The sequence below is a fragment of the Roseobacter sp. genome (genome assembly GCF_039970775.1).
GTDB lineage: Bacteria > Pseudomonadota > Alphaproteobacteria > Rhodobacterales > Rhodobacteraceae > Roseobacter.
This window is the reverse complement of record NZ_JBDVLG010000024.1, coordinates 1-20,090: the sequence shown is the minus strand read 5'-3', so window position 1 is coordinate 20,090 and position 20,090 is coordinate 1. Positions and strand designations below refer to the sequence as shown.

Here is a 20,090-nt window from a genome sequence, read left to right as displayed (position 1 = left end):
AATCATAATGGATGTAACAACCCCTACTCAAACGACCCAAACGAGTGTTCCGCAAGCGGTTGAAACTGAAAGCACTGCCGCCGTCTTGGCATCAGATTTCGAGACGTTTCTTCAAATGCTCACTGCGCAGGCGCGCTATCAGGATCCACTGGAACCGATCGATTCGTCGCAATACGCTTCGCAATTGGCGCAATTTTCGATGGTGGAACAACAGGTTCAATCCAACGACCTACTTAATTTGCTTAGCGGTCAAATTTCGGCATCGAATATAGGCCAGATTGCTGGGTGGATTGGCATGGAGGCCAGAACGACAGCGGCTGTGTCATTTGATGGGTCTCCGATCACGGTTGCGCCTGAGATTGAGACGGGTGCTGATGAGGCATTTATCGTTGCGTATAACTCAGATGGTGCTGAAGTTGATCGAAAAACGATACCGCTCGACAGTGAAGTGGTTGAATGGGTGGGCATAGACAGCACCGGCAGCGCATTTCCCAGTGGCCTCTACACGTTTAAAGTGGAGAGCCGATCAGCCGGGCAAGAACTGGGTGTAACAGCGGCTGAAACCTATGCAAAAATCACTGAAGCCCGCCGCGACGGCACAAATACCGTCTTCGTGCTTGACGGTGGTTCTGTTGTTACGGCCGATGACGTCAGTGCATTGCGCGAGGCTGCCTGACTAGGGCCTCATATCCGAGGCCATCAAAGCAAGGTAGAGAGGCGGCATGAGAGCACGCCGCCCTCGCCCAAGCGGAAATTTCTTTAGCGGGTTGCGTAACGCTTCCGAATAGTGCCTGGGGCGAATTCCTTGTATCAGCTCCGCAAGAATTTTACCGCCTAAAGTGCCCATTGCGACACCGTTTCCGTGATAGCAAAGCCCCGCCCACATATTGCTATTGTTGGCGAGTTCTCCGATAAACGGCATACGATTTCGAGACAGACACACCATACCTGACCACATATGAGTTACGTCGACGTCAGCCCACTCAGGGAACATTTTGCAAAATTCCCGTCGTATGCGATGATGCGATCGCGCCTCTGCGGATGGGCCACTCAGCAACCCACCTCTCATGCCAAATAAAAACCTCCGATCTGGCATAAGACGAAAGTAATGCAACAGATGTCGCGTATCGAAGCACATTTGATCGCTGAACCAGCCTTGACGTTCAATTTCTGACGAATTGAGTGGGCGCGTTACTAGGACGTTGGATTGGCCAGGCATGTAGCGTCCCGCCAAATCAGCAGGGATATCTTCTGAAGAATATCCGTTGGTCGCAATGATTGTATGGTCGGCATGAACGGTGCCTGCTTGCGTGCCAAGTGCGTAGCGGCCGTTTTTGGTGTGGATTGATGTGACGTTCGTGTGGTGATGTATTATGGCGCCTTCGCATTCGGCAGCGCGCGCCAAACCTGAAACGTACCTCAATGGATTAAGGCCAAACCCTATTGGAATTGTCAGAGCGCCGAAAAACTCGCGCCCTAACCCATGATCCTCAAGAGCATGCTGTTCTATGAGCGAAGGCGTAACACCATAATTTTCAAGCACCGACTGGGCCTTGTCGCGTAGCGCAGCCATGTCTTTGGGGCGATGTGCCAGTTCCGTTTCGCCTGACGAATGCCGGTCTACGTCCAGCTGGTATTCGTCGATCAGATCAGTAACCAACGCGACAGCGGCTTTTTCAGATTTCCGGAATGCGAGACGTTGGGCGAGGCCGTATTCTGCATCCAGTTCCGCATCCTCTAACATGCCTCCGCCTAAACAACAAAAACCGCCGTTGCGACCAGACGCGCCCCACCCTGGGAAATGTGTATCGAGCACTCTCACAGAGAGACCGGCTTTCGCGAGGTGTAGTGCGGCAGATAGGCCGGTAAAGCCTGCGCCAACAATAGCGACATCCGCAGTTTTCGAGCCTTCAAGCGTTGGGCGTGTTGGTGTTTTACAGGTCTTGTCCCACCAGCATCCGTCGCGGGGCCCTGCGCCGTAGGCATAGTCCGAAAAAATGCGGGTCATATTGTGCGTGCGGCAGCGCGCTCGTCGTTTTGTTGCCGAAGATTGTTGCGTTTGGACACAAGGGATGTGGCAATGACGCCTACGGTAACAATCCCGATCATAATCGTTGATAGCGCGTTAATTTCTGGAGAGACACCTAGGCGGACAGCCGAAAAGATTTTGATCGGCAACGTTGTTGCGGATGGGCCGGCCGCAAACGAGGCAATGACGAGGTCGTCGAGGCTCAAAGTGAAGGCCAGCAACCACCCCGAAATGACCGCCGGTGCGATGATTGGCAGGGTAACGAGCCGGAATGCGTCAAAACTTGAGCACCCCAGATCAAGCGCGGCTTCTTCTAGCGACCGATCAAAACTCATCAATCGCGATGATACGACCACGGACACATAGCACATCGAAAATGTCGTGTGGGCGAGGACAATCGTGAGCACGCCTCGATCTAGTCCAAATCCGATGAACAACAGCAGCAACGATAGGCCGGTGATTACCTCTGGCATCACCAAAGGCGCGTAAATCATGCCGGAAAAGACCGTTCGGCCCAGAAACCGACCACCGCGGACCAGCACATACGCCGCCATCGTGCCGAGAACCGTGGCGCAGGTCGATGATAAAACGGCCACTTTGATCGTGACCCATGCCGCATCCAGAAAGGCTTCGTTTTGTAAAAGTTCACCGTACCATTTTGTCGAAAATCCGGCCCACACTGTAACCAGTTTGCTTTCATTGAATGAATAGATGACCAAAATAACCATCGGTAGATAGAGAAATGCGAACCCCAATGTCAGGGAGGTGACGTTGAACCAGCTGAGCTTGTTCATGTTTCTTGCTCCGCTTGGCGTTGTTGGTTGCGTTGAAACAGAACGATGGGGATGATCAGGATCAACAATAGGACGACCGCGACAGCGCTGGCGACGGGCCAGTCGCGATTGTTAAAGAACTCTTCCCACAGGATTTTCCCGATCATCAAGGTACCCGAACCACCGAGCAGTGACGGAATAACGAATTCGCCCAAGGCAGGGATGAACACCAAAAAACTACCAGCGATGATGCCATTTTTCGACAAGGGGATCGTGACCAGCCAGAAGGCCTGAAATCGTGAACACCCTAGGTCTTCGGCCGCTTCTATGAGGGACTCGTCTAGACGATCCAACGCCGCGAAAATCGGCAAGATCATGAAGGGAAGATAGGTGTAGACGATGCCGATGTAGACTGCGGTGTTGGTGTTGAGGATGGTGAGGGGCGTGCTGATTATGCCGGTCCAGATCAAGAATTGGTTAAGAAACCCTTCTTGGCTAAGGATCCCCATCCATGCGTAAACCCGGATGAGAAATGAGGTCCAAAAGGGTAAAATAACCAACATCATCAACGTCGCGCGCCACTCTTCGGGCGCACGGGCCATTGCGTAGGCGATGGGGTAGCCAACGAGCAAGGTGAAGATCGTGGATATTCCCGCGATCTGGAATGAGCTTGCGTAGGCCTTCCAGTAAAGATCATCCGATGTGAGAAAGACGAAATTCTCGAAATCTAATGCCGCGAAAAATGGGCCGATCCCTTCGTTTAGACGCGGCGTGTAGGGGGGGATCGCCAAGGCAATGTCCGACAGCGAGATCTTGAAAACGATCACAAAAGGGATCAGGAACAACGCGACAAGCCATGCGTAAGGGACTGCAATCAGGGCAAAACGTTGCATCAAACCGCCCTCATTGATCCAACAATACGCCAGCGGTGGCGCTCCATGACACCCAGACGGGGTCTTCCCAGGTAAAACTGCGGCGGGAAATACGCCGCGTGTTTGCAGTTTGCGCCTTGATCACCTGCCCACCGACCAATTCCACATGATAGGTGCTCAGATTGCCGAGGTAGGCAATGTCCAGCACTTTGCCTTGCACGGCATTTTCAGCATCTGCGGGTTGTTCCGCGCTGATGTGGATTTTTTCGGGCCGTACGGCGAGATGGCACTTTTGGCCATCGCCGATGGTGCGGTCGGATGCGGTGACCAACGGGGCGTGATTTTCTGCCCATCTGAGTTCATACAAATCTTGGGATTGGGCATGTGTTGTGCCAGATAAAATGTTCACTTCCCCAATAAAATCAGCAACATAAACACTTTCTGGGGCCTCGTAAATTCGTTGAGGTGTGGCCACTTGCATGATTTGGCCTTCGTCCATAACGGCAACGCGGCTGGCCACGGTCATCGCCTCTTCTTGGTCGTGGGTTACAATCACGAAGGTTGTTCCGGTTTTTTCCTGAATATCCATCAGCTCAAATTGCGTCGCTTGGCGCAGCTTTGCATCCAGCGCACCCAACGGTTCGTCCAGCAACAACAGTTTGGGCGCTTTCGCCAAACTGCGGGCCAATGCAACTCTTTGCCGTTGCCCGCCAGAGATTTGATGTGGTTTTCGGCGCGCGAATTTTTCCAAGCGTGTCAATTTGAGCATTTCCGCCACGCGTGCGTCGATATCGCCTTTGGACAGACGATCTCTGCGCAGCCCAAAGGCGATATTTTCGTAAACGCTCAGGTGAGGAAACAGCGCATAGGACTGAAACATCATGTTCACGGCGCGTTTGTTGGGCGGCACCGTCGCGATGTCTTGCCCGGCCAGTTGGATGCTGCCAGATGTCGGCGTTTCAAACCCGGCCAACATGCGCATCATGGTTGTCTTGCCACACCCTGACGGGCCAAGCAGCGCAAAGAACTCTCTTTCAAAAATATCCAGGGTCAGGTCGTCGATCGCCGTGAAATCGCCGAACTGTTTGGTGACATTCTGAAATCGGATAAGGGGTGTCTCAGCCGGATCATCCCAAGGGGCAAAAACGGTTTGCATCGAATGAGGTCCTTTGCGCGCCTGTGTCGTAGGTAAAAACAAAACGGGCGGGGCAGTGTGCCTCGCCCATTGGGTTTTCTACGGTCAGGTTCCGGATTTGATTTTGGTCCAGAGCCGGGTCACAACCCGTTGCACTTTGGCCGGATAAGGCGTTGTTGTGTATAAGTTTTCCAACGTTGCCTCATCTGGGTAAATCGCCGGATCTCCGATAACGTCTTCTTCCAGCAAAGGCTTGGACGCCTCGTTTCCGTTCGCATAGTAGACGTAGTTTGATGCGTCCGCCATGTTTTGCGCATCCATGATGAAGTTCAAAAATATATGGGCGGCTTCTGGATTCGGGGCATCGGTGGGGATCGCCATTTGGTCAAACCACATCAAGGCGCCTTCGGAAGGTGCATTGAATATGATTTCCACGCCATTTTCGGCTTCGGCGGCGCGGTCACGGGCCTGTAGGATGTCGCCGGACCAGCCAAACGCCACGCAAATATCGCCATTTGCCAGCGCATTGATGTATTCAGAGCTGTGAAATTTCTGAATGTATGGGCGGACTGCCGTCAGCACGTCTTCGGCTTTGGCAATCACGTCGGGGTCATGGCTGTCGGGGTCTTCGCCAAGGAATTTCAACGCGGCGGGGATCATCTCTGCCGGTGCGTCTAGGAAATGAACGCCGCATTCGGCCAGCTTTTCCATGTTGGCGGGATTGAACAAAAGGTCCAGCGACCCAACCGGCGCGTCAGCCCCTAACAGTTCCTGAACTTTGTTAACGTTTGCGCCAATTCCGGTCGTGCCCCACATATAGTTAATGGAATGGGCGTTTTCGGGGTCATATTGGGCGGTGCGGGCTTCGATCGTGTCCCACATGTTTTCAATGTTGGGCAACTGCGATTTGTCCAACGCTTGGAATGCACCCGCCGAAATTTGGCGTTGTAGGAAGGTTCCGGTCGGTACAACGACGTCATAACCTGACCCACCGGCCAGCATTTTGGTTTCCAAAACTTCGTTGCTGTCAAAGACATCGTAGATCAGATCAATGCCGGTTTCTGCTTCGAATTTCTCGAGCAGTGCTTCGTCAATATAATCGGACCAGTTGTAAACGCGGACTTCATCGGCAAAAGCGGCCGTCGTGCAAAGCGCCAGTGCAGCGCTGCTTAGCATGAGTTTTTTCATATCATACTCCCGTTGATATCGATCGGGTTTCTCCCGATTTCAGTGGATTTGATCAAGTTTTGCCTCGGTGGGCAAGGTGCGCTATGCTTTCACGCGGTGGCAGTCTGTGCAAGAGATCACAGTATGCCCGCGGCCATAGCGAAAGACAGATCATGCAGTTGCTCACAAATGCGGCGCCCGAGCGCGATGTGGTCAAGGCCAAACCGCCTGCCCATCAACACGTCTATCATCAGCTGCGGTGCCGTATTTTGTTTGGTGATCTCGCGCCCGGTCAGGCCGTTACGATCCAGGGTCTTGTCGATGAACTGGGTGCCGGGATGACGCCGGTCCGCGAAGCGATCCGCAGGCTGATCTCGGACGGCGCGCTGAGCATGATGGGAAATCGGCGGGTTGTTTTGCCAAAACTAAGCGAGGCCTGTGTAGACCAGCTTGATTTTATGAGAAAATCCTTGGAACCACAGCTCGCACGGTTGGCTGTGGGGCATGTTGATGACGCTGGGCTCGCAGCGTTGCGGTGTCATGACGATGCACTTAATCTGTCCATTGAAACTGGCGACACCGTTGGGTACCTGACGCACAATTACCAGTTTCACGCGGCTGTCTACGGCATGGCGCAGGCGCCGATACTGGTCGCGACGGTTGATCGATTGTGGCTGCGGTTTGCCCCATCATTGCGGGTTGTGTGCGGACGATACGGGACGCTCAACTTGCCGGATAAACACGTTGATTTGATGGCCGCCTTAACGCAACGGGATGCAGAAGCGGCAGCGCAGGCCATGGCAGAGGATGTGCATCAGGGTATGGCGCAGATTCGCGCGACCCTTGAACAAGGCCCCATGGCTAAGCGATTCGATTGACATGGTATAATTTGATCATATTCTGCAAGCGGTCTAAAACCACCCAACTCTAGCCATAGGTGTACGATGTCTGCGATCACGAACCACATGCCCACAGCCGAATTGCAGGCGCTTGATGCCGCGCATCACATGCACCCTTTCACCACCAACGACGAGCTTGCCGAAAAGGGTGCGCGGGTCATTACGCGCGCCGACGGCGTGTATCTGACGGACAGCGAAGGGAACAGGATCCTCGATGGGATGGCCGGGTTGTGGTGCGTCAATATTGGCTACGGGCGTCCCGAGATGGCCGAGGTTGCCGCCCGACAAATGATGGAACTACCTTATTACAACACGTTTTTCATGACCACCCACGTGCCCGCGCTTGCGTTGGCACAAGAGGTTGCCAAACTGGCGCCCGAGGGGTTGAATCACGTGTTTTTTGCGGGGTCTGGATCAGAGGCCAACGACACCAATATCCGCATGGTGCGCACCTATTGGGCCGAAAAGGGACACCCTGAAAAAACCCAGATCATCAGCCGCAAGAACGCGTACCATGGGTCATCCATGGGGTCGGGGTCTTTGGGCGGTATGAGCTATATGCACGCGCAGGGTGGTATGCCGATCCCCGGCATTCACCACATTGGCCAACCCGATTGGTGGGCCGAAGGCGGTGATATGACGCCCGAAGCCTTTGGACTTGCCCGCGCACGCGAGTTGGAAGCCAAGATATTAGAGCTGGGCGAAGATAAGGTCGCGGCCTTTATCGCAGAGCCGATACAGGGTGCGGGGGGCGTTATTGTCCCGCCCGAAACCTACTGGCCTGAAATCCAACGCATCTGCGACGCCTATGATATTTTGTTGATCGCAGACGAGGTGATCTGCGGGTTTGGGCGCACGGGGAACTGGTTTGGCAGTCAAACGGTGGGCATTCGGGCGCACATCATGACCATCGCTAAGGGGCTCAGTTCTGGCTACCAGCCGATTGGCGGCTCCATCGTGTGTGATGAGGTCGCCGAGGTCATCGGCGCCACGGAATTTAACCATGGCTACACCTATTCAGGGCATCCTGTGGCGGCGGCTGTTGCGCTGGAAAACCTGCGCATTCTGCAAGATGATGCGATCATTGATCACGTAAGGACCACAGCAGCCCCCGCGCTAAAGGCGGGGTTGGAGCAGTTGGCCGAACATCCGCTGGTGGGTGGTTTGTCGATCAGCGGTATGATGGCCTCTTTGCCGCTGACGCCTGACAAGGGCAGCCGCGCCAAATTCGCCGCGGACACAGGCACCGTCGGTCACATGTGCCGCGAGCGGTGTTTTGCAAACAACCTAGTAATGCGGCATGTGGGCGATAGAATGATTATTTCGCCGCCATTGGTGATCACGCCCGACGATATCGATGTATTCATGACGCGGGCGCGCACTGCGCTTGATGAAACCTACGCAGTGCTGAAAGCCCAAGATTTGCTCAAATCTGCGCCGTAATCGCGTCTGGCGCGTTAAATCTCGATTCGTACACGCGGGGCGGGACAGGCTATCGTGCGGTAAAACCACGATTTAGCGACACTTTGGCGTAGAATATGCGCAGTGGGTGGTGAAACCGCCTTGAATTGGTCTTGAAACCATACATTCCCGGTTATGCGCTTGCGCCCGCACAGCCCCTTGGTGTTACATTCACCCCAATCAGTGCGGAAAACCGCCGGAAAAACACGGGGAGCCACTCTTGGCCGATCTAAGTAATGCCGACGCGTTTGTTGAATTTGAACGTGTGCAGAAAAGTTATGATGGCGAGAACCTCGTCGTCAAAGATTTGAATCTCGCGATGCCCAAGGGTGAATTTCTGACGATGTTGGGGCCATCCGGGTCCGGCAAAACGACCTGCCTGATGATGCTGGCAGGGTTTGAAACGGCAACCCACGGCGACATTCGCCTTGATGGCGTGTCGATCAACAACATCCCGCCGCACAAACGCGGGATCGGCATGGTTTTTCAGAACTACGCGTTGTTCCCGCACATGACAGTCGCCGAAAACCTGTCGTTCCCGCTCGAAGTTCGCAAGATGGGGAAATCTGACCGCGAGGCCAAAATTACGCGGGCTTTGGACATGGTGCAAATGGGCAGTTTTGCAGGGCGCCGGCCCACCCAGTTGTCCGGGGGGCAACAGCAGCGGATCGCGCTGGCGCGGGCCTTGGTGTTCGAACCCGAATTGGTCTTGATGGACGAGCCCCTGGGTGCGCTGGACAAACAACTGCGCGAAACACTGCAGTTTGAGATCACCAAACTGGCCCATGATCTGGGCATCACGGTTGTTTACGTGACCCACGACCAGACCGAAGCGCTGACCATGTCGGACCGTGTTGCCGTGTTTGATGACGGCCGTATCCAGCAGCTGGCGCCGCCGGATCAGCTCTATGAGGCGCCTGAAAACAGTTTTGTGGCGCAGTTCATTGGCGAAAACAACACGCTCGATGGTGTGGTCAAAGAGATCAAAGGTGACACGGCACTGGTAGAGCTAGACGGCGGTGAGCTTATTCAAGCCCGGCCCGTCAACGTGACAAAACCCGGTGAACGGACCCGTGTTTCGATTCGGCCCGAACGTGTGGAATATAACAAAGATCGGCTGAGTGACGGCGCGCACACGCTCAAGGCGGAGGTGCTGGAATTCATCTATATGGGTGATATGTTCCGCACGCGGCTGCGCGTGGCGGGCACCGATGAATTCGTGATCAAGACACGAAATGCCCCCGACGTAGAACGGCTGACCCCGGGTCAACAGCTTGAAATCGGATGGCTTCCTCAAGATTGTCGCGCATTGGATGCCTGATGGCATTTGTGCGTGATCCATCGTGCCCATCCATGGGCGCGATACAACAGAGAAGGCGGCCCAAGCCCGTTGCCGCCTGTCTCACAACCCTCAACGGGCAGATAATTGGGAGATTATTGATGAAACTGACCAAGACGCTTTTGGCATCCACCGCGCTCACAGTCGCAGGCGGAATGGCCGTTGCTGATGGCCACCTGGCATCCGAGATGACGATCGTCAGCTGGGGCGGCGCGTACTCTAATTCGCAGCAGCAAGCCTACCATAACCCCTACATGGAAAACACCGGCGTGAGCATCATCAACGATGAATCCTCTGCCGAAGCGGTGGCCAAGCTGCGCGCGATGAACGAAGCAGGCAACGTCACGTGGGACGTGGTTGACGTCGTCGCCGCTGATGCGATCCGTCTGTGCGACGAAGGTCTGGCGATGGAAATCGACCCAGACGAGCACCTCGCGCCAGCGCCCGATGGCACATCCGCCAAAGACGACTTTGGCGATTTGCTGGTGTCTGACTGCTTTATCCCGCAGATCGTGTATTCCACGACATTCGGCTACCGCACGGACCTGGTTGGCGACACACCCCCAACATCGGTTTGCGCTGTTTTCGATACCGACGCGTATCCTGGCAAACGGTCGTTGGAAAAGCGCCCGATTTTCAACATGGAATGGGCGTTGCTGTGTGATGGCGTTGCCAAAGACGACATCTACGACGTTCTGGAAACCGATGAGGGCCAGCAGCAGGCGCTTGATAAGTTGGCGACCATCAAAGACGACGTGATCTGGTGGTCTGCAGGTGCGGACACGCCACAACTGTTGGCGGACGGCGAGATCGTCATGGGCTCCACCTACAACGGACGTCTGTTTTCGGTCATCGTTGAGCAAGAACAGCCCGTTGCGATGCTTTGGGACGCACAGGTGTTTGACCTGGACGGCTGGATCATCCCCACAGGTCTGAGCGAAGAGCGTCAAGCACGTGCGTTGGACTACATCTATTACGCCACGGACACGCAGCGTCTGGCGGATCAGTCCAAATACATCAGCTACGGCCCGGCGCGTGCGTCCTCTGCACCGCTTGTTGGCAAGCACGCTGAACTGGGTATCGAAATGGCGCCACACATGCCGACCGACCCTGCCAACGCCAAGAGCTCCTTGCTGTATAACTACAGCTTCTGGGCGGACTACCGCGACGACATCGACGCGAAATTCCAAGCTTGGTTGGCTCAATAAGCCCTTATAGGCACATATGAAATCGGGTGGGGCTATAACGGCCCCGCCCATGCGCAGGAAAGAGGACACCCCCATGCCTAAAGGCTACATCATCGGACATGTTACCGTGACTGACCCAGACGCCTATAAGGAATATGTGGTCAAAGACACGCCGGTTTTGGAAGGTCTAGGCGGGCGTTTCATCATACGGGGCGGTTCGTCTGAGGTGATGGAAGGTGACAGTTTTGAACGTCACGTGGTCATTGAATTTCCGTCCTACGCGGCTGCGAAAGCCGCCTATAATGACCCGGAATACCAAGAGATCATGAAAATTCGCCACCGCACTGCCAAAAGCACGATCATTGTCGTTGAGGGCACCTAAATGACCGATACGACACAGCAATCGGGCCCGATGATGGCCGCAGATGGCACGACGCTGAAATCCAGTCTGAACCGGGCGCTGCGTCGCCAAAAAATCCGCGCGCTGATGTTGATCGCGCCGTTGCTGATTTTCATACTGGTGACGTTTATCGCACCCATCGCGGACATGTTGTTCCGGTCTGTCGAAAACCAGATCGTCGGTGACACTCTGCCGCGCACCACCGAATTATTGGCCGATTGGGACGGCGCGGATATCCCGCCCCCAGAGGTCTTTGAGGCGCTTTATGTTGACGTCTTTGTGGCGCAAGAACGCAAACTGCACACGCGCTTGGGCTCGCGGTTGAACTACGAATTGACCGGCGTGTCGTCTTTGTTTCGCAAAACGGGGCGCAATGTCGAAGACATGGGCGAGGTCTACCAAGACCAGTTCGAAGACCTGAACGCGTTCTGGAAAGACAGCAAAACCTGGAATGCGCTGATGGGCAGCGACACTTGGCTGGCCGCACAAACCGCGTGGGATGAGAAATCCGACACGCCCCAGCCTGCGTTTGAACCGCGTGAGGATATCGCGACACTGCTGCCGCAAACCGCCGCTGTTTTCCAGATTTTTGCCGATTTCGTGCAAAACGAAGATCAGGATAATCTGGCCGATGAAGACCCATGGGCGCTGGTGTATTCGGCACTGTATAACGATTTGGTTCAAACGCCTGATATCTCTGGGTACACCGGGCCCGGCGCGGCCGAACTGCAAGAGGCGATGGGGGCAACCGCCACATTCGAGACAGTCGACTACACGGCGGTTTTCGAAGACATCGACGAAGACTGGCACAGCAATGACGTCTGGAAGACGATCCAAATCTATAGCCCTGCGTTTACATCCGGCTACTTCCTGAACGCCGTCGATATGAAAAAATCGGACGACGGCGCAGAGATGCGGCCCGAGAATGAACAGCTTTATATCAAGCTATTTATTCGCACGCTGATCATGTCCATGGCGATCACAACCAGCTGTATTTTGCTGGGCTACCCGGTTGCGTGGATCTTGGCAAACCTACCCGCGCGTACCGCGAACCTGTTGATGATCCTTGTGTTGTTGCCGTTCTGGACATCGCTGTTGGTGCGTACATCGGCCTGGAAGGTCATGTTGCAACAGCAAGGCGTGATCAACGACACGTTGGTTTGGTTGGGGCTGGTGGCCGACGACAGCCGCCTTGCGCTGATCAACAACCAAACGGGGACGATCATCGCGATGACGCATATCTTGCTGCCGTTCATGATCTTGCCGCTCTATTCGGTGATGAAAACCATCCCGCCCAGCTATCTGCGCGCGGCGAAATCCTTGGGCGCCACCAATTGGACCGCGTTCTGGCGGGTGTATTTCCCGCAGTCCGTGCCGGGTATTGGCGCGGGGTCGATCCTCGTCTTTATCCTGTCGATTGGCTATTACATCACGCCAGAATTGGTCGGCGGTACGACAGGCACCTTCATTTCCAACCGGATCGCCTATCATATTTCCAGCTCGTTGAACTGGGGACTTGCGGCTGCATTGGGCGCGATCTTGCTCGCGGTCGTGCTGGGTCTCTATTGGGCCTATGACAAAATCGTTGGCATCGACAACGTAAAACTCGGAGGCTAACCATGGCTGCCCTGACCCCTATTTCCCGCACACCCGTTTCGTTTTATGTGCCCGTTGTCGCCGCTGCAGGGGCCTTTGCAGGCCTGTTGGTGGGCACGGCGCAAGGCAGCTCTGTCTTGGGCATCGTGCTGGGTGCCATTCTCATGGCGGCCATCGCCTTTGGTATGACCCAGATCATGAATGCGGAAAAATCCAGTCGCTGGGGCTTGGTCATCCTCATGGCCTTGGGTGGTTTCGCCCTCAGTGGGATCGCCGCAGGGGTGATTGGCGCGGCGTTCGGTTGGTTTTTCGGCTGGTTTTCCTTTTGGCTTTTTGAAGGACGATACCGCGCGTATGTCGCCCCCTATCTGACCCCCGGCCAAGTGCTGTGGCACTATACATTCCGGGTGATTTGTGGCGCGATTTTGGTGTTTCTGATCACGCCGATCCTCGTAGTCATGCCGTTGAGCTTTAACGCTCAGGATTTCTTTACCTTCACGCCCGAAATGCTGCGGTTTGACCCGGCCGGCTATTCGCTCAAGCACTACGAGGATTTCTTTACCAATTCCGACTGGCAAGGCGCGTTGGCGAACTCTGTGAAAATCGCCCCTATGGCGACGCTACTGTCGGTCAGTTTTGGCACCCTTGCCGCCATCGGGCTTAGCCAACCCCATGTGCCGTTCCGCCGGGCGATCATGGCGATCATGATTTCGCCGATGATCGTACCGCTGATCATCTCTGCTGCTGGGATGTACTTTTTCTATAGCCGGATTGGCTTGCAAGGCACCTATATGGGCGTTGTTCTGGCGCATGCCGCATTGGGCATTCCGTTTGTTATTATCACGGTCACGGCGACGCTGGTGGGGTTTGACAATTCGCTGACCCGCGCGGCCGCCAACATGGGGGCAGGGCCCGTCACCACCTTTTTCCGGGTGCAGATGCCGTTGATCTTGCCCGGTGTTATTTCGGGCGGTTTGTTTGCCTTTATCACTAGCTTTGACGAGGTCGTTGTGGTGCTGTTTGTCGGTTCGGCAGGGCAAAAAACCCTTCCTTGGCAGATGTTTACCGGATTGCGCGAACAGATCAGTCCGACGATTTTGGCGGTGGCTACGATCTTGGTGATCGTTTCCATCGCATTGCTGACCGTGGTGGAAATGCTGCGCCGTCGGTCCGAACGTCTGCGCGGCATGTCGCCCGCCTAAGCGTACAAGTGGCCTGACCCGCAGTTGTGGATCAGGCGCTGCATTTTACCGCAACCGTTTGAGCAAGCTCAGCGACGCATAGCCGTCAGGTGCCAGCCCTTGGTTGCGTTGGTAGGCGCGCACGGCTTGAATGGTGTTTGGCCCGATCCGCCCATCGACACCCTGCGTGTTGAACCCTGCCCGCGTCAAACGTTGTTGCATTTCTTTGCGTTCCGCGAATGTCAGCGCGCGGTCGCCACGCGGCCAGCTGGATTTGATAGCAGGGCCACCGTTGATTCGATCACTGAGATGCCCAACGCCAATCACATAGGCGTCGGCGGCGTTATATCGTTCAATCACGCTGAAGTTCTTAAAGATCATGAACGCGGCACCTTGCCCGCCAGCTGGCAGTAAAATTGAGGCGTTCCCATGGTTTGCCACCGCGCGACCATTTGTGCCGACCACGCCCAACCGGGCCCATTGCGCCGGCGTCTTGGTGATCTTGCGACTGGCCTGCGCATAGTCAAACCCACGGGGCAGTTGCACTTCGACACCCCAAGGCTGGCCTTTGACCCACCCAAAGCGTTTGAGATACGCGGCGGTAGAGGCCAGCGCATCGGTGGGATCATCGGCCCAAATATCGCGCCGCCCGTCACCCGTGAAATCGACTGCATAGGCCAAATAGGACGTCGGGATGAATTGGGTGTGCCCCATCGCTCCAGCCCAGCTACCGGTCATGTTGCGCGGGCTGGTATCACCGTTTTGCAGGATTTTCAGCGCGGCAATCAGCTGTTCTTCAAAGAACTTCCCCCGCCGCCCATCATAGGCCAACGTCGCCAGCGATTGCACGATGTCGTTCTTCCCGCGATGTACGCCATAGGCGCTTTCCAGCCCCCAAACCGCAGCAACGACCTCTTTTTCGACGCCATACCGGGCCTCGATAGCATCCAGGGTGCGCCGGTGTTTGCGCAAGGCGGCCTTGCCGTTCGCGATCCGGCTGTCGGAGGCTGCGCTGTCCAGATATTCCCAGATCGTCTTGGTAAATTCAGATTGGTTACGATCCCGACGGATCACGTCGGCGTCGTATTGCACGCCGCGAAACGCCGCCTGCAGGATCGATGCGCGAATACCCTGCGCCCGCGCGCGCCGTTCAAACCCGTCAATCCACCGTTGTAACCCGGCATTTGACGCCACTTGGGTGACAGTCTCCTGCGACGTGGCCAAAGGTTGCGTGGGCCTGAGTTTGGGGCGCGGCGCTGACGCCAAGGTCACCCCCTGTGGGATGCTTTGTTCAACCGGCCGCGGCACCGGCCGCAACAAGGGCGATGTCCCCAATGCGCCGACGCTCGTACCTATCAATCCAGTTGCCAAAGCAACTGTGCAAAACGATCTTAACCGCATGGTATGCCCTACTGCTGCTCTTTATTATTCTCACCAGTCTAGCGCGAAATGCTGCATATCAAAAGAATTCAATCAAAGGTCACGCGATCTTGCGTCATTTCGCTGACCTGACAGCGGATAATTTTCAAGTGTTCGCGCAGCATGGGCACGCGGCGGGGGCGAAAACTATGGTCAGTACAGGTCAGGTTAGACATCCGATCTAACCGGAATGACCTAAAATCGCGCCGCAAATGGCACCACGCCAACAGCATGTTGGTGCGATCAAGATAAACCAACCCCAGTGGATCAACCTGCCGCGCGGTATCGGCGCCGTTTCGGTCGCGATAGTCGAACGTCACGCTGACCTCATCCCACGTGGCGTGACGCAGGGCGGCGACATCGATCGTGATCGTGGGGAGGCTGGCAAACCGATGCACATCCAGAACCGCATGCTGCAACCGGTGTGCCTGGCGCGGTGGCACCCGCGCTTTGATCTTTGCCAATGCAGATCGTGCGGCTTTGGCCAACGCCGGATCGCCAATAAGGGCGACATCGCGCAGCCCCAGCACCAAGGCCTCTAGCTCATCGTTTTCGAACCCCAAAGGGGGCAGCGCGGCATCTTCGATCAGGGTATATCCAAAACCGGCCTCACCATCGATGACCGCGCCCATACTGCGTAGCGCATCAATATCGCGGTAGATCGTGCGGGCTGACATGTGCATTTCATCCGCCAATTGCGATGCCGTGATGGGCGGTGGCAATCGGCGCAACGTTTGCATCATCTGAAACAGGCGGTGTGTGCGGCTCATACAGACAGTGTATCACAGGTGCTGACAAAAACTGACAGCATCAAGATCTAGCCTGCGCTTAGTTTAACAGGAGCAGACCCTATGATTACCTTACTGACGTATCCGCGCGCCTTTGGCCAATATTCCGGCAGTCCGTTTTGCACGAAAGCGGCGCAATTTCTAAAGCTGTCGGGCGTGCAGTGGCGCCGCGAAGATATGTTGGACCCGCGGAAAATGCCGTTTCAGAAGCTGCCAGTCATTCGTACCGAGGGCACATTAATCGCGGACAGTGACAGCATTCGCAGCTACCTCGAAGCGCAGGGCGCGCAGTTTGACGAGGGGCTGTCGGATATAGATAAATCCACGTCACGGGCGTTTATCCGTATGGCCGAAGAACATATTTACTTTCACGTTCTATTGGATCGCTGGGGCGATGATGCCATGTGGCCAGTACTACGCGATACATATTTTCAGGCAATACCGTGGATTATGCGAAATTTTGTGGCCAACAGTATCCGCAAAACCGTGTTGAAAGGGATGCACACCCAAGGTCTTGGACGTTTGTCAGAACAAGACCGCCTTGCGCGGATTGAACCCGACCTAGACGCGGTGACCACGCGACTGTGGCAAAACCGGTTTTTGTTTGGCGATAAACCGACGGCGGCGGATGCCTCTGTCGGGCCCATGATCAGCGCGGCGGTGGCCCGGCCAAACCCGTCGGCCTTGTCTCAACGCATCAAGGAAAACGCGGTGTTGATGGGGTATGTTGAGCGCATCGACGGGTTGCTTGATTAACGGCGGCTGCGTTTGACTTTGCGCTTGGTTTTGTCGGCTTTGCGTTTGGCTTTGACACGATTGCGGCGCGGTGTTCGGCCGGCGGGGGACTGCCGGCCTTGGGGGATCGCGTCGCCGTCCAACGATAGCAGCTCTAGTGCGATGCCCCCCGTTACGGGGGCCGCTTCGGCCAGACGCACGGTTGCGCGTTGGCCCAAAGCAATGGTCATGCCGGTGTCCGCGCCCATCAATGTGTTCTCATCTGCGTCATAGTGGAAATATTCGCGCCCGATGGACCGCATAGGGATCAACCCGTCTGCGCCGGTTTCGTCTAGTTTCACAAAGACGCCAAACCGCGCGATACCACTGATCCGGCCCGAGAATTCATTGCCGACGCGTTCGCTCAGATAGGCGGCCATATAGCGGTCTGTGGTGTCGCGTTCGGCCACCATCGACCGGCGTTCTGTATCCGAGATATGTTCGCCTGTGGCCTCGAGCGCGTCGTAGTCTTCGGGTCGCAGCCCGTCGGTGCCCCACCCATGCGCCGTGATCAGCGCCCGGTGCACTATCAGATCCGCATAGCGACGAATGGGCGAGGTGAAATGCGCATACCGCCCCAGCGCCAGCCCGAAATGGCCCAGATTTTGCGGGCCATAGTAGGCCTGCGTCATCGACCGCAGGGTGGATATATTGATCAGCTCGGCCTCGTCGGTGCCAGCGGCGGCTGTTAGCAACCTATTGAGGTGCGCTGTTTTCAGCACCTGCCCTTTGGCCAAGGTAAAGCCGCTCGCCTGTGCCGTTTCGCGCAGGGCGTCTAGCTTTTCAGGGGTGGGTTCTTCGTGCACGCGAAACAGCAGCGGTACCTTTTTCGCGATCAGGGTTTCTGCCGCTGCGACATTTGCCAATACCATGAATTCTTCGATCAGGCGGTGGGCATCAAGGCGGTCTTTGAAATGCACCGATGTGACCTGTCCGTCGTCGTCCAGTTCGATCCGGCGTTCGGGCAGATCAAGATCCAGCGGTTGACGCCGTTCACGTGCAGCGACCAGCGCGGCATAGGCGGCATAGAGCGGCTTGATCACCGGTTCCAACAAGGCACTGCACCGGTCGTTTGGCTGGCCGTCGATGGCTTGCTGAACCTCTTCGTAATGCAGTGACGCAGGCGACCGCATCAGCCCGCGGTGAAAACTATGGGACAGTTTGGTGCCTTGGGTATCCAGTTGCATGCGCACGGCGATGCAACCGCGCGGCACGCCTTCATGCAGGGAACATAAATCGCCCGACAGACGGTCTGGCAACATCGGCACAACGCGGTCGGGGAAATAGGTTGAATTGCCGCGCTTGCGGGCCTCGCCGTCCAACGCGCCGCCGGGCGTAACATAGGCCGCGACATCCGCAATCGCGACCCAAACGATATGCCCGCCCGCGTTTGCGGGGTCGTCATCGGCGTGGGCATAACACGCATCGTCATGGTCGCGGGCATCAGACGGGTCGATGGTGACCAACGGCAGATCGCGCAGATCTTCGCGCCCTTTCAGGCCCACGGGTTTCGCGCGATCCGCATCTGCGATGACGTCATCGGGGAAACTATCTGGGATACCGTGTTGGTGGATCGCAATCAGGGACACCGCTTTGGCCGCAGATGGATCACCCAGACGTTCGACAATGCGCGCGCGGGGCAGGCCCATCCGGCCTTTCGGGCCTGCCTGTTCGGCCTCGACCAATTCGCCGTCTTTGGCACCATAGGCTGCATCGCTGGCCACGATCCATTCCTTGTCCGAGCCTTTGTCGATGGGCAGGATGCGCCCGCCTTCGGCTGTCTTGCGAAACACGCCCATCACACGGCGCGGGTTTGTCCCAATACGCCTGATCAGGCGCGCCTCGTAGTGATGTGCTTCGTCTTTGACGAGGGTCAGCCGCGCCAGAATGCGGTCACCAGCCCCCAGCGCCGGGTCGGCGGCGCGGGTCACCACCAGCACCACAGGTTCGACACCATCACCGTGCCATTCCATCGGTTTGGCAAACAGATCGCCATCCGCATCCGGGCCCGTCACCAGCAGCACGCTGACCGGGGGCAATCTATCGGGGTCTTGATAGCTTCGGTTGCGTTTTTCCAGATGCCCTTCGGCCTCAAGCTCTTTCAACACACGTTTGAGATCAATCCGTGCGGCACCTTTGATGCCAAAGGCTTTGGCGATGTCGCGTTTGGCCGTCAGCGTTGGGTTTTCGCTGATCCAGTCGAGGATTTCGGGTTTTGAGGGGATCCGGGTCATAAATAGTCGGTAGCACGCACGCCCGGTGTCGTCATGCGCAAATCGCGCTGATGGGCCGACATCGGCAGGGCAGAGGGTTTTACCATGCGTCACCGGCCCATTGACGCGTCGTTTTACGCGAAATAGTCGGCCAGAATACGGGAATAGACCGTCTTGAGCTCGTGGATATGGGCGACCTGCACATGTTCATCCACCTGATGCATGGATTGCCCGACCAGACCAAATTCCACCACGGGACAGTGGTTTTTGACGAACCGCGCGTCAGATGTGCCCCCGGTGGTGGACAGCACCGGCGCGATGCCGGTGACCTGTTCAACCGCATTGGCGACCAGATCTGACAGCGCGCCGGGTGGTGTCAAAAAGCTCTCGCCCGAGATTTTGAGTTTCAATGCGGTTTTCACGCCGAATTCGGTCTCGATACCGGCGATTTCGTCTTTGATCCAATCGCTTAGAGACGCACCGGTGTGGGTGTCGTTGAACCTGATATTGACCGTGGCGGAACATTCTGCGGGGATCACATTGGTGGCGGGGTTGCCGGTATCGACGGTGACCACCGCTAATGTGGAAGGGTCAAAATGGTCGGTGCCCTCGTCCAATGTGCGGCTGGCCAGACGGTCCATCAGGCGCATCATCGCGGGTAGCGGGTTCAGCGCCCGATGTGGATAGGCGGAATGCCCCTGTTTGCCGATCACGGTGATCCAGGCGGACATCGACCCGCGCCGCCCGATCTTGATCATTTCGCCCATACGGTCGGGGCAGGTGGGTTCACCAACAAGGCACACATCCATCGCTTCGCCCGCCGTTTCCATATGCGCCACCAACGCGGTGGTGCCGTC

The 20,090-nt window shown here is 56.3% G+C and carries 18 protein-coding genes; 9 read left to right on the top strand and 9 right to left on the bottom strand.

Annotation, left to right across the window (positions count from 1 at the left end; all coding sequences use genetic code 11):
• Window positions 1-7: 7 nt before the first annotated feature.
• Window positions 8-676 (top strand): flagellar hook capping FlgD N-terminal domain-containing protein, encoded by a 669-nt coding sequence (locus tag ABJH13_RS04805; RefSeq protein WP_348405082.1) that lies wholly within the window; start codon window positions 8-10, stop codon window positions 674-676.
• Here the strand turns inward: ABJH13_RS04805 and ABJH13_RS04800 are convergent, their stop codons facing one another.
• The 5 genes from ABJH13_RS04800 to ABJH13_RS04780 form a co-directional block, all read right to left on the bottom strand.
• Window positions 677-2,008 carry an FAD-dependent oxidoreductase gene (locus ABJH13_RS04800; RefSeq protein WP_348405081.1) on the bottom strand — a complete coding sequence of 444 codons (1,332 nt, stop codon included), beginning with the start codon at window positions 2,006-2,008 and terminating at the stop codon, window positions 677-679.
• On the bottom strand, window positions 2,005-2,823 hold the full coding sequence (locus tag ABJH13_RS04795) for an ABC transporter permease subunit (RefSeq protein WP_348405080.1): 819 nt from the start codon (window positions 2,821-2,823) through the stop codon (window positions 2,005-2,007). Before ABJH13_RS04795 ends, ABJH13_RS04800 begins: the two co-directional genes overlap by 4 nt.
• Window positions 2,820-3,695, bottom strand: a complete 876-nt coding sequence (locus ABJH13_RS04790; RefSeq protein ID WP_348405079.1) for an ABC transporter permease subunit — start codon at window positions 3,693-3,695, stop codon at window positions 2,820-2,822. The genes ABJH13_RS04795 and ABJH13_RS04790 overlap by 4 nt, the downstream gene beginning before the upstream one ends.
• A 10-nt stretch (window positions 3,696-3,705) precedes the next feature.
• Window positions 3,706-4,830, bottom strand: a complete 1,125-nt coding sequence (locus ABJH13_RS04785; RefSeq protein ID WP_348405078.1) for an ABC transporter ATP-binding protein — start codon at window positions 4,828-4,830, stop codon at window positions 3,706-3,708.
• 84 nt (window positions 4,831-4,914) lie between these two features.
• A complete protein-coding gene (locus tag ABJH13_RS04780; RefSeq protein WP_348405077.1) occupies window positions 4,915-5,997 on the bottom strand; it encodes a polyamine ABC transporter substrate-binding protein in 1,083 nt (360 codons plus the stop codon).
• Between the two features lie 152 nt (window positions 5,998-6,149).
• On the opposite strand from ABJH13_RS04780, the gene ABJH13_RS04775 reads away from it, so the two are divergent.
• The 7 genes from ABJH13_RS04775 to ABJH13_RS04745 all read left to right on the top strand — a co-directional run bounded on the left by ABJH13_RS04775 (window position 6,150) and on the right by ABJH13_RS04745 (window position 14,060).
• Entirely contained in the window at window positions 6,150-6,854 is a 705-nt protein-coding gene (locus ABJH13_RS04775) for a GntR family transcriptional regulator (protein WP_348405076.1), read from the top strand.
• 66 nt (window positions 6,855-6,920) lie between these two features.
• Entirely contained in the window at window positions 6,921-8,318 is a 1,398-nt protein-coding gene (locus ABJH13_RS04770; protein ID WP_348405075.1) for an aspartate aminotransferase family protein, read from the top strand.
• A gap of 238 nt (window positions 8,319-8,556) precedes the next feature.
• On the top strand, window positions 8,557-9,657 hold the full coding sequence (locus ABJH13_RS04765; protein WP_348405074.1) for an ABC transporter ATP-binding protein: 1,101 nt from the start codon (window positions 8,557-8,559) through the stop codon (window positions 9,655-9,657).
• A 119-nt stretch (window positions 9,658-9,776) separates the two neighbouring features.
• The gene (locus ABJH13_RS04760) at window positions 9,777-10,883 is read left to right on the top strand and encodes an extracellular solute-binding protein (protein ID WP_348405073.1); all 1,107 of its coding nucleotides are present in this window, start codon (window positions 9,777-9,779) and stop codon (window positions 10,881-10,883) included.
• 73 nt (window positions 10,884-10,956) lie between these two features.
• On the top strand, window positions 10,957-11,244 hold the full coding sequence (locus ABJH13_RS04755) for a DUF1330 domain-containing protein (RefSeq protein WP_348405072.1): 288 nt from the start codon (window positions 10,957-10,959) through the stop codon (window positions 11,242-11,244).
• Entirely contained in the window at window positions 11,245-12,879 is a 1,635-nt protein-coding gene (locus ABJH13_RS04750; RefSeq protein WP_348405071.1) for an ABC transporter permease, read from the top strand.
• Window positions 12,880-12,881: 2 nt separating this feature from the next.
• A complete protein-coding gene (locus ABJH13_RS04745; RefSeq protein WP_348405070.1) occupies window positions 12,882-14,060 on the top strand; it encodes an ABC transporter permease in 1,179 nt (392 codons plus the stop codon).
• Between the two features lie 45 nt (window positions 14,061-14,105).
• On the opposite strand, the gene ABJH13_RS04740 is transcribed toward ABJH13_RS04745, so the two are convergent.
• Together ABJH13_RS04740 and ABJH13_RS04735 are read right to left on the bottom strand one after the other, a co-directional pair.
• Entirely contained in the window at window positions 14,106-15,398 is a 1,293-nt protein-coding gene (locus ABJH13_RS04740; protein WP_348405069.1) for a lytic murein transglycosylase, read from the bottom strand.
• A gap of 110 nt (window positions 15,399-15,508) precedes the next feature.
• Window positions 15,509-16,228, bottom strand: coding sequence for a YafY family protein (locus tag ABJH13_RS04735; protein WP_348405068.1), 720 nt, complete (start codon window positions 16,226-16,228; stop codon window positions 15,509-15,511).
• A gap of 81 nt (window positions 16,229-16,309) precedes the next feature.
• Between ABJH13_RS04735 and ABJH13_RS04730 the strand changes: the two genes are divergently transcribed.
• On the top strand, window positions 16,310-17,002 hold the full coding sequence (locus ABJH13_RS04730; protein WP_348405067.1) for a glutathione S-transferase family protein: 693 nt from the start codon (window positions 16,310-16,312) through the stop codon (window positions 17,000-17,002).
• Here ABJH13_RS04730 and rnr read toward each other — a convergent pair.
• Together rnr and dapE are read right to left on the bottom strand one after the other, a co-directional pair.
• Window positions 16,999-19,254, bottom strand: coding sequence for a ribonuclease R (rnr, locus tag ABJH13_RS04725; protein ID WP_348405066.1), 2,256 nt, complete (start codon window positions 19,252-19,254; stop codon window positions 16,999-17,001). The two genes, ABJH13_RS04730 and rnr, sit on opposite strands and share 4 nt — an antisense overlap.
• A gap of 113 nt (window positions 19,255-19,367) precedes the next feature.
• The coding region (gene dapE, locus ABJH13_RS04720; protein ID WP_348405065.1) for a succinyl-diaminopimelate desuccinylase at window positions 19,368-20,090 on the bottom strand (723 nt) is incomplete at its 5' end.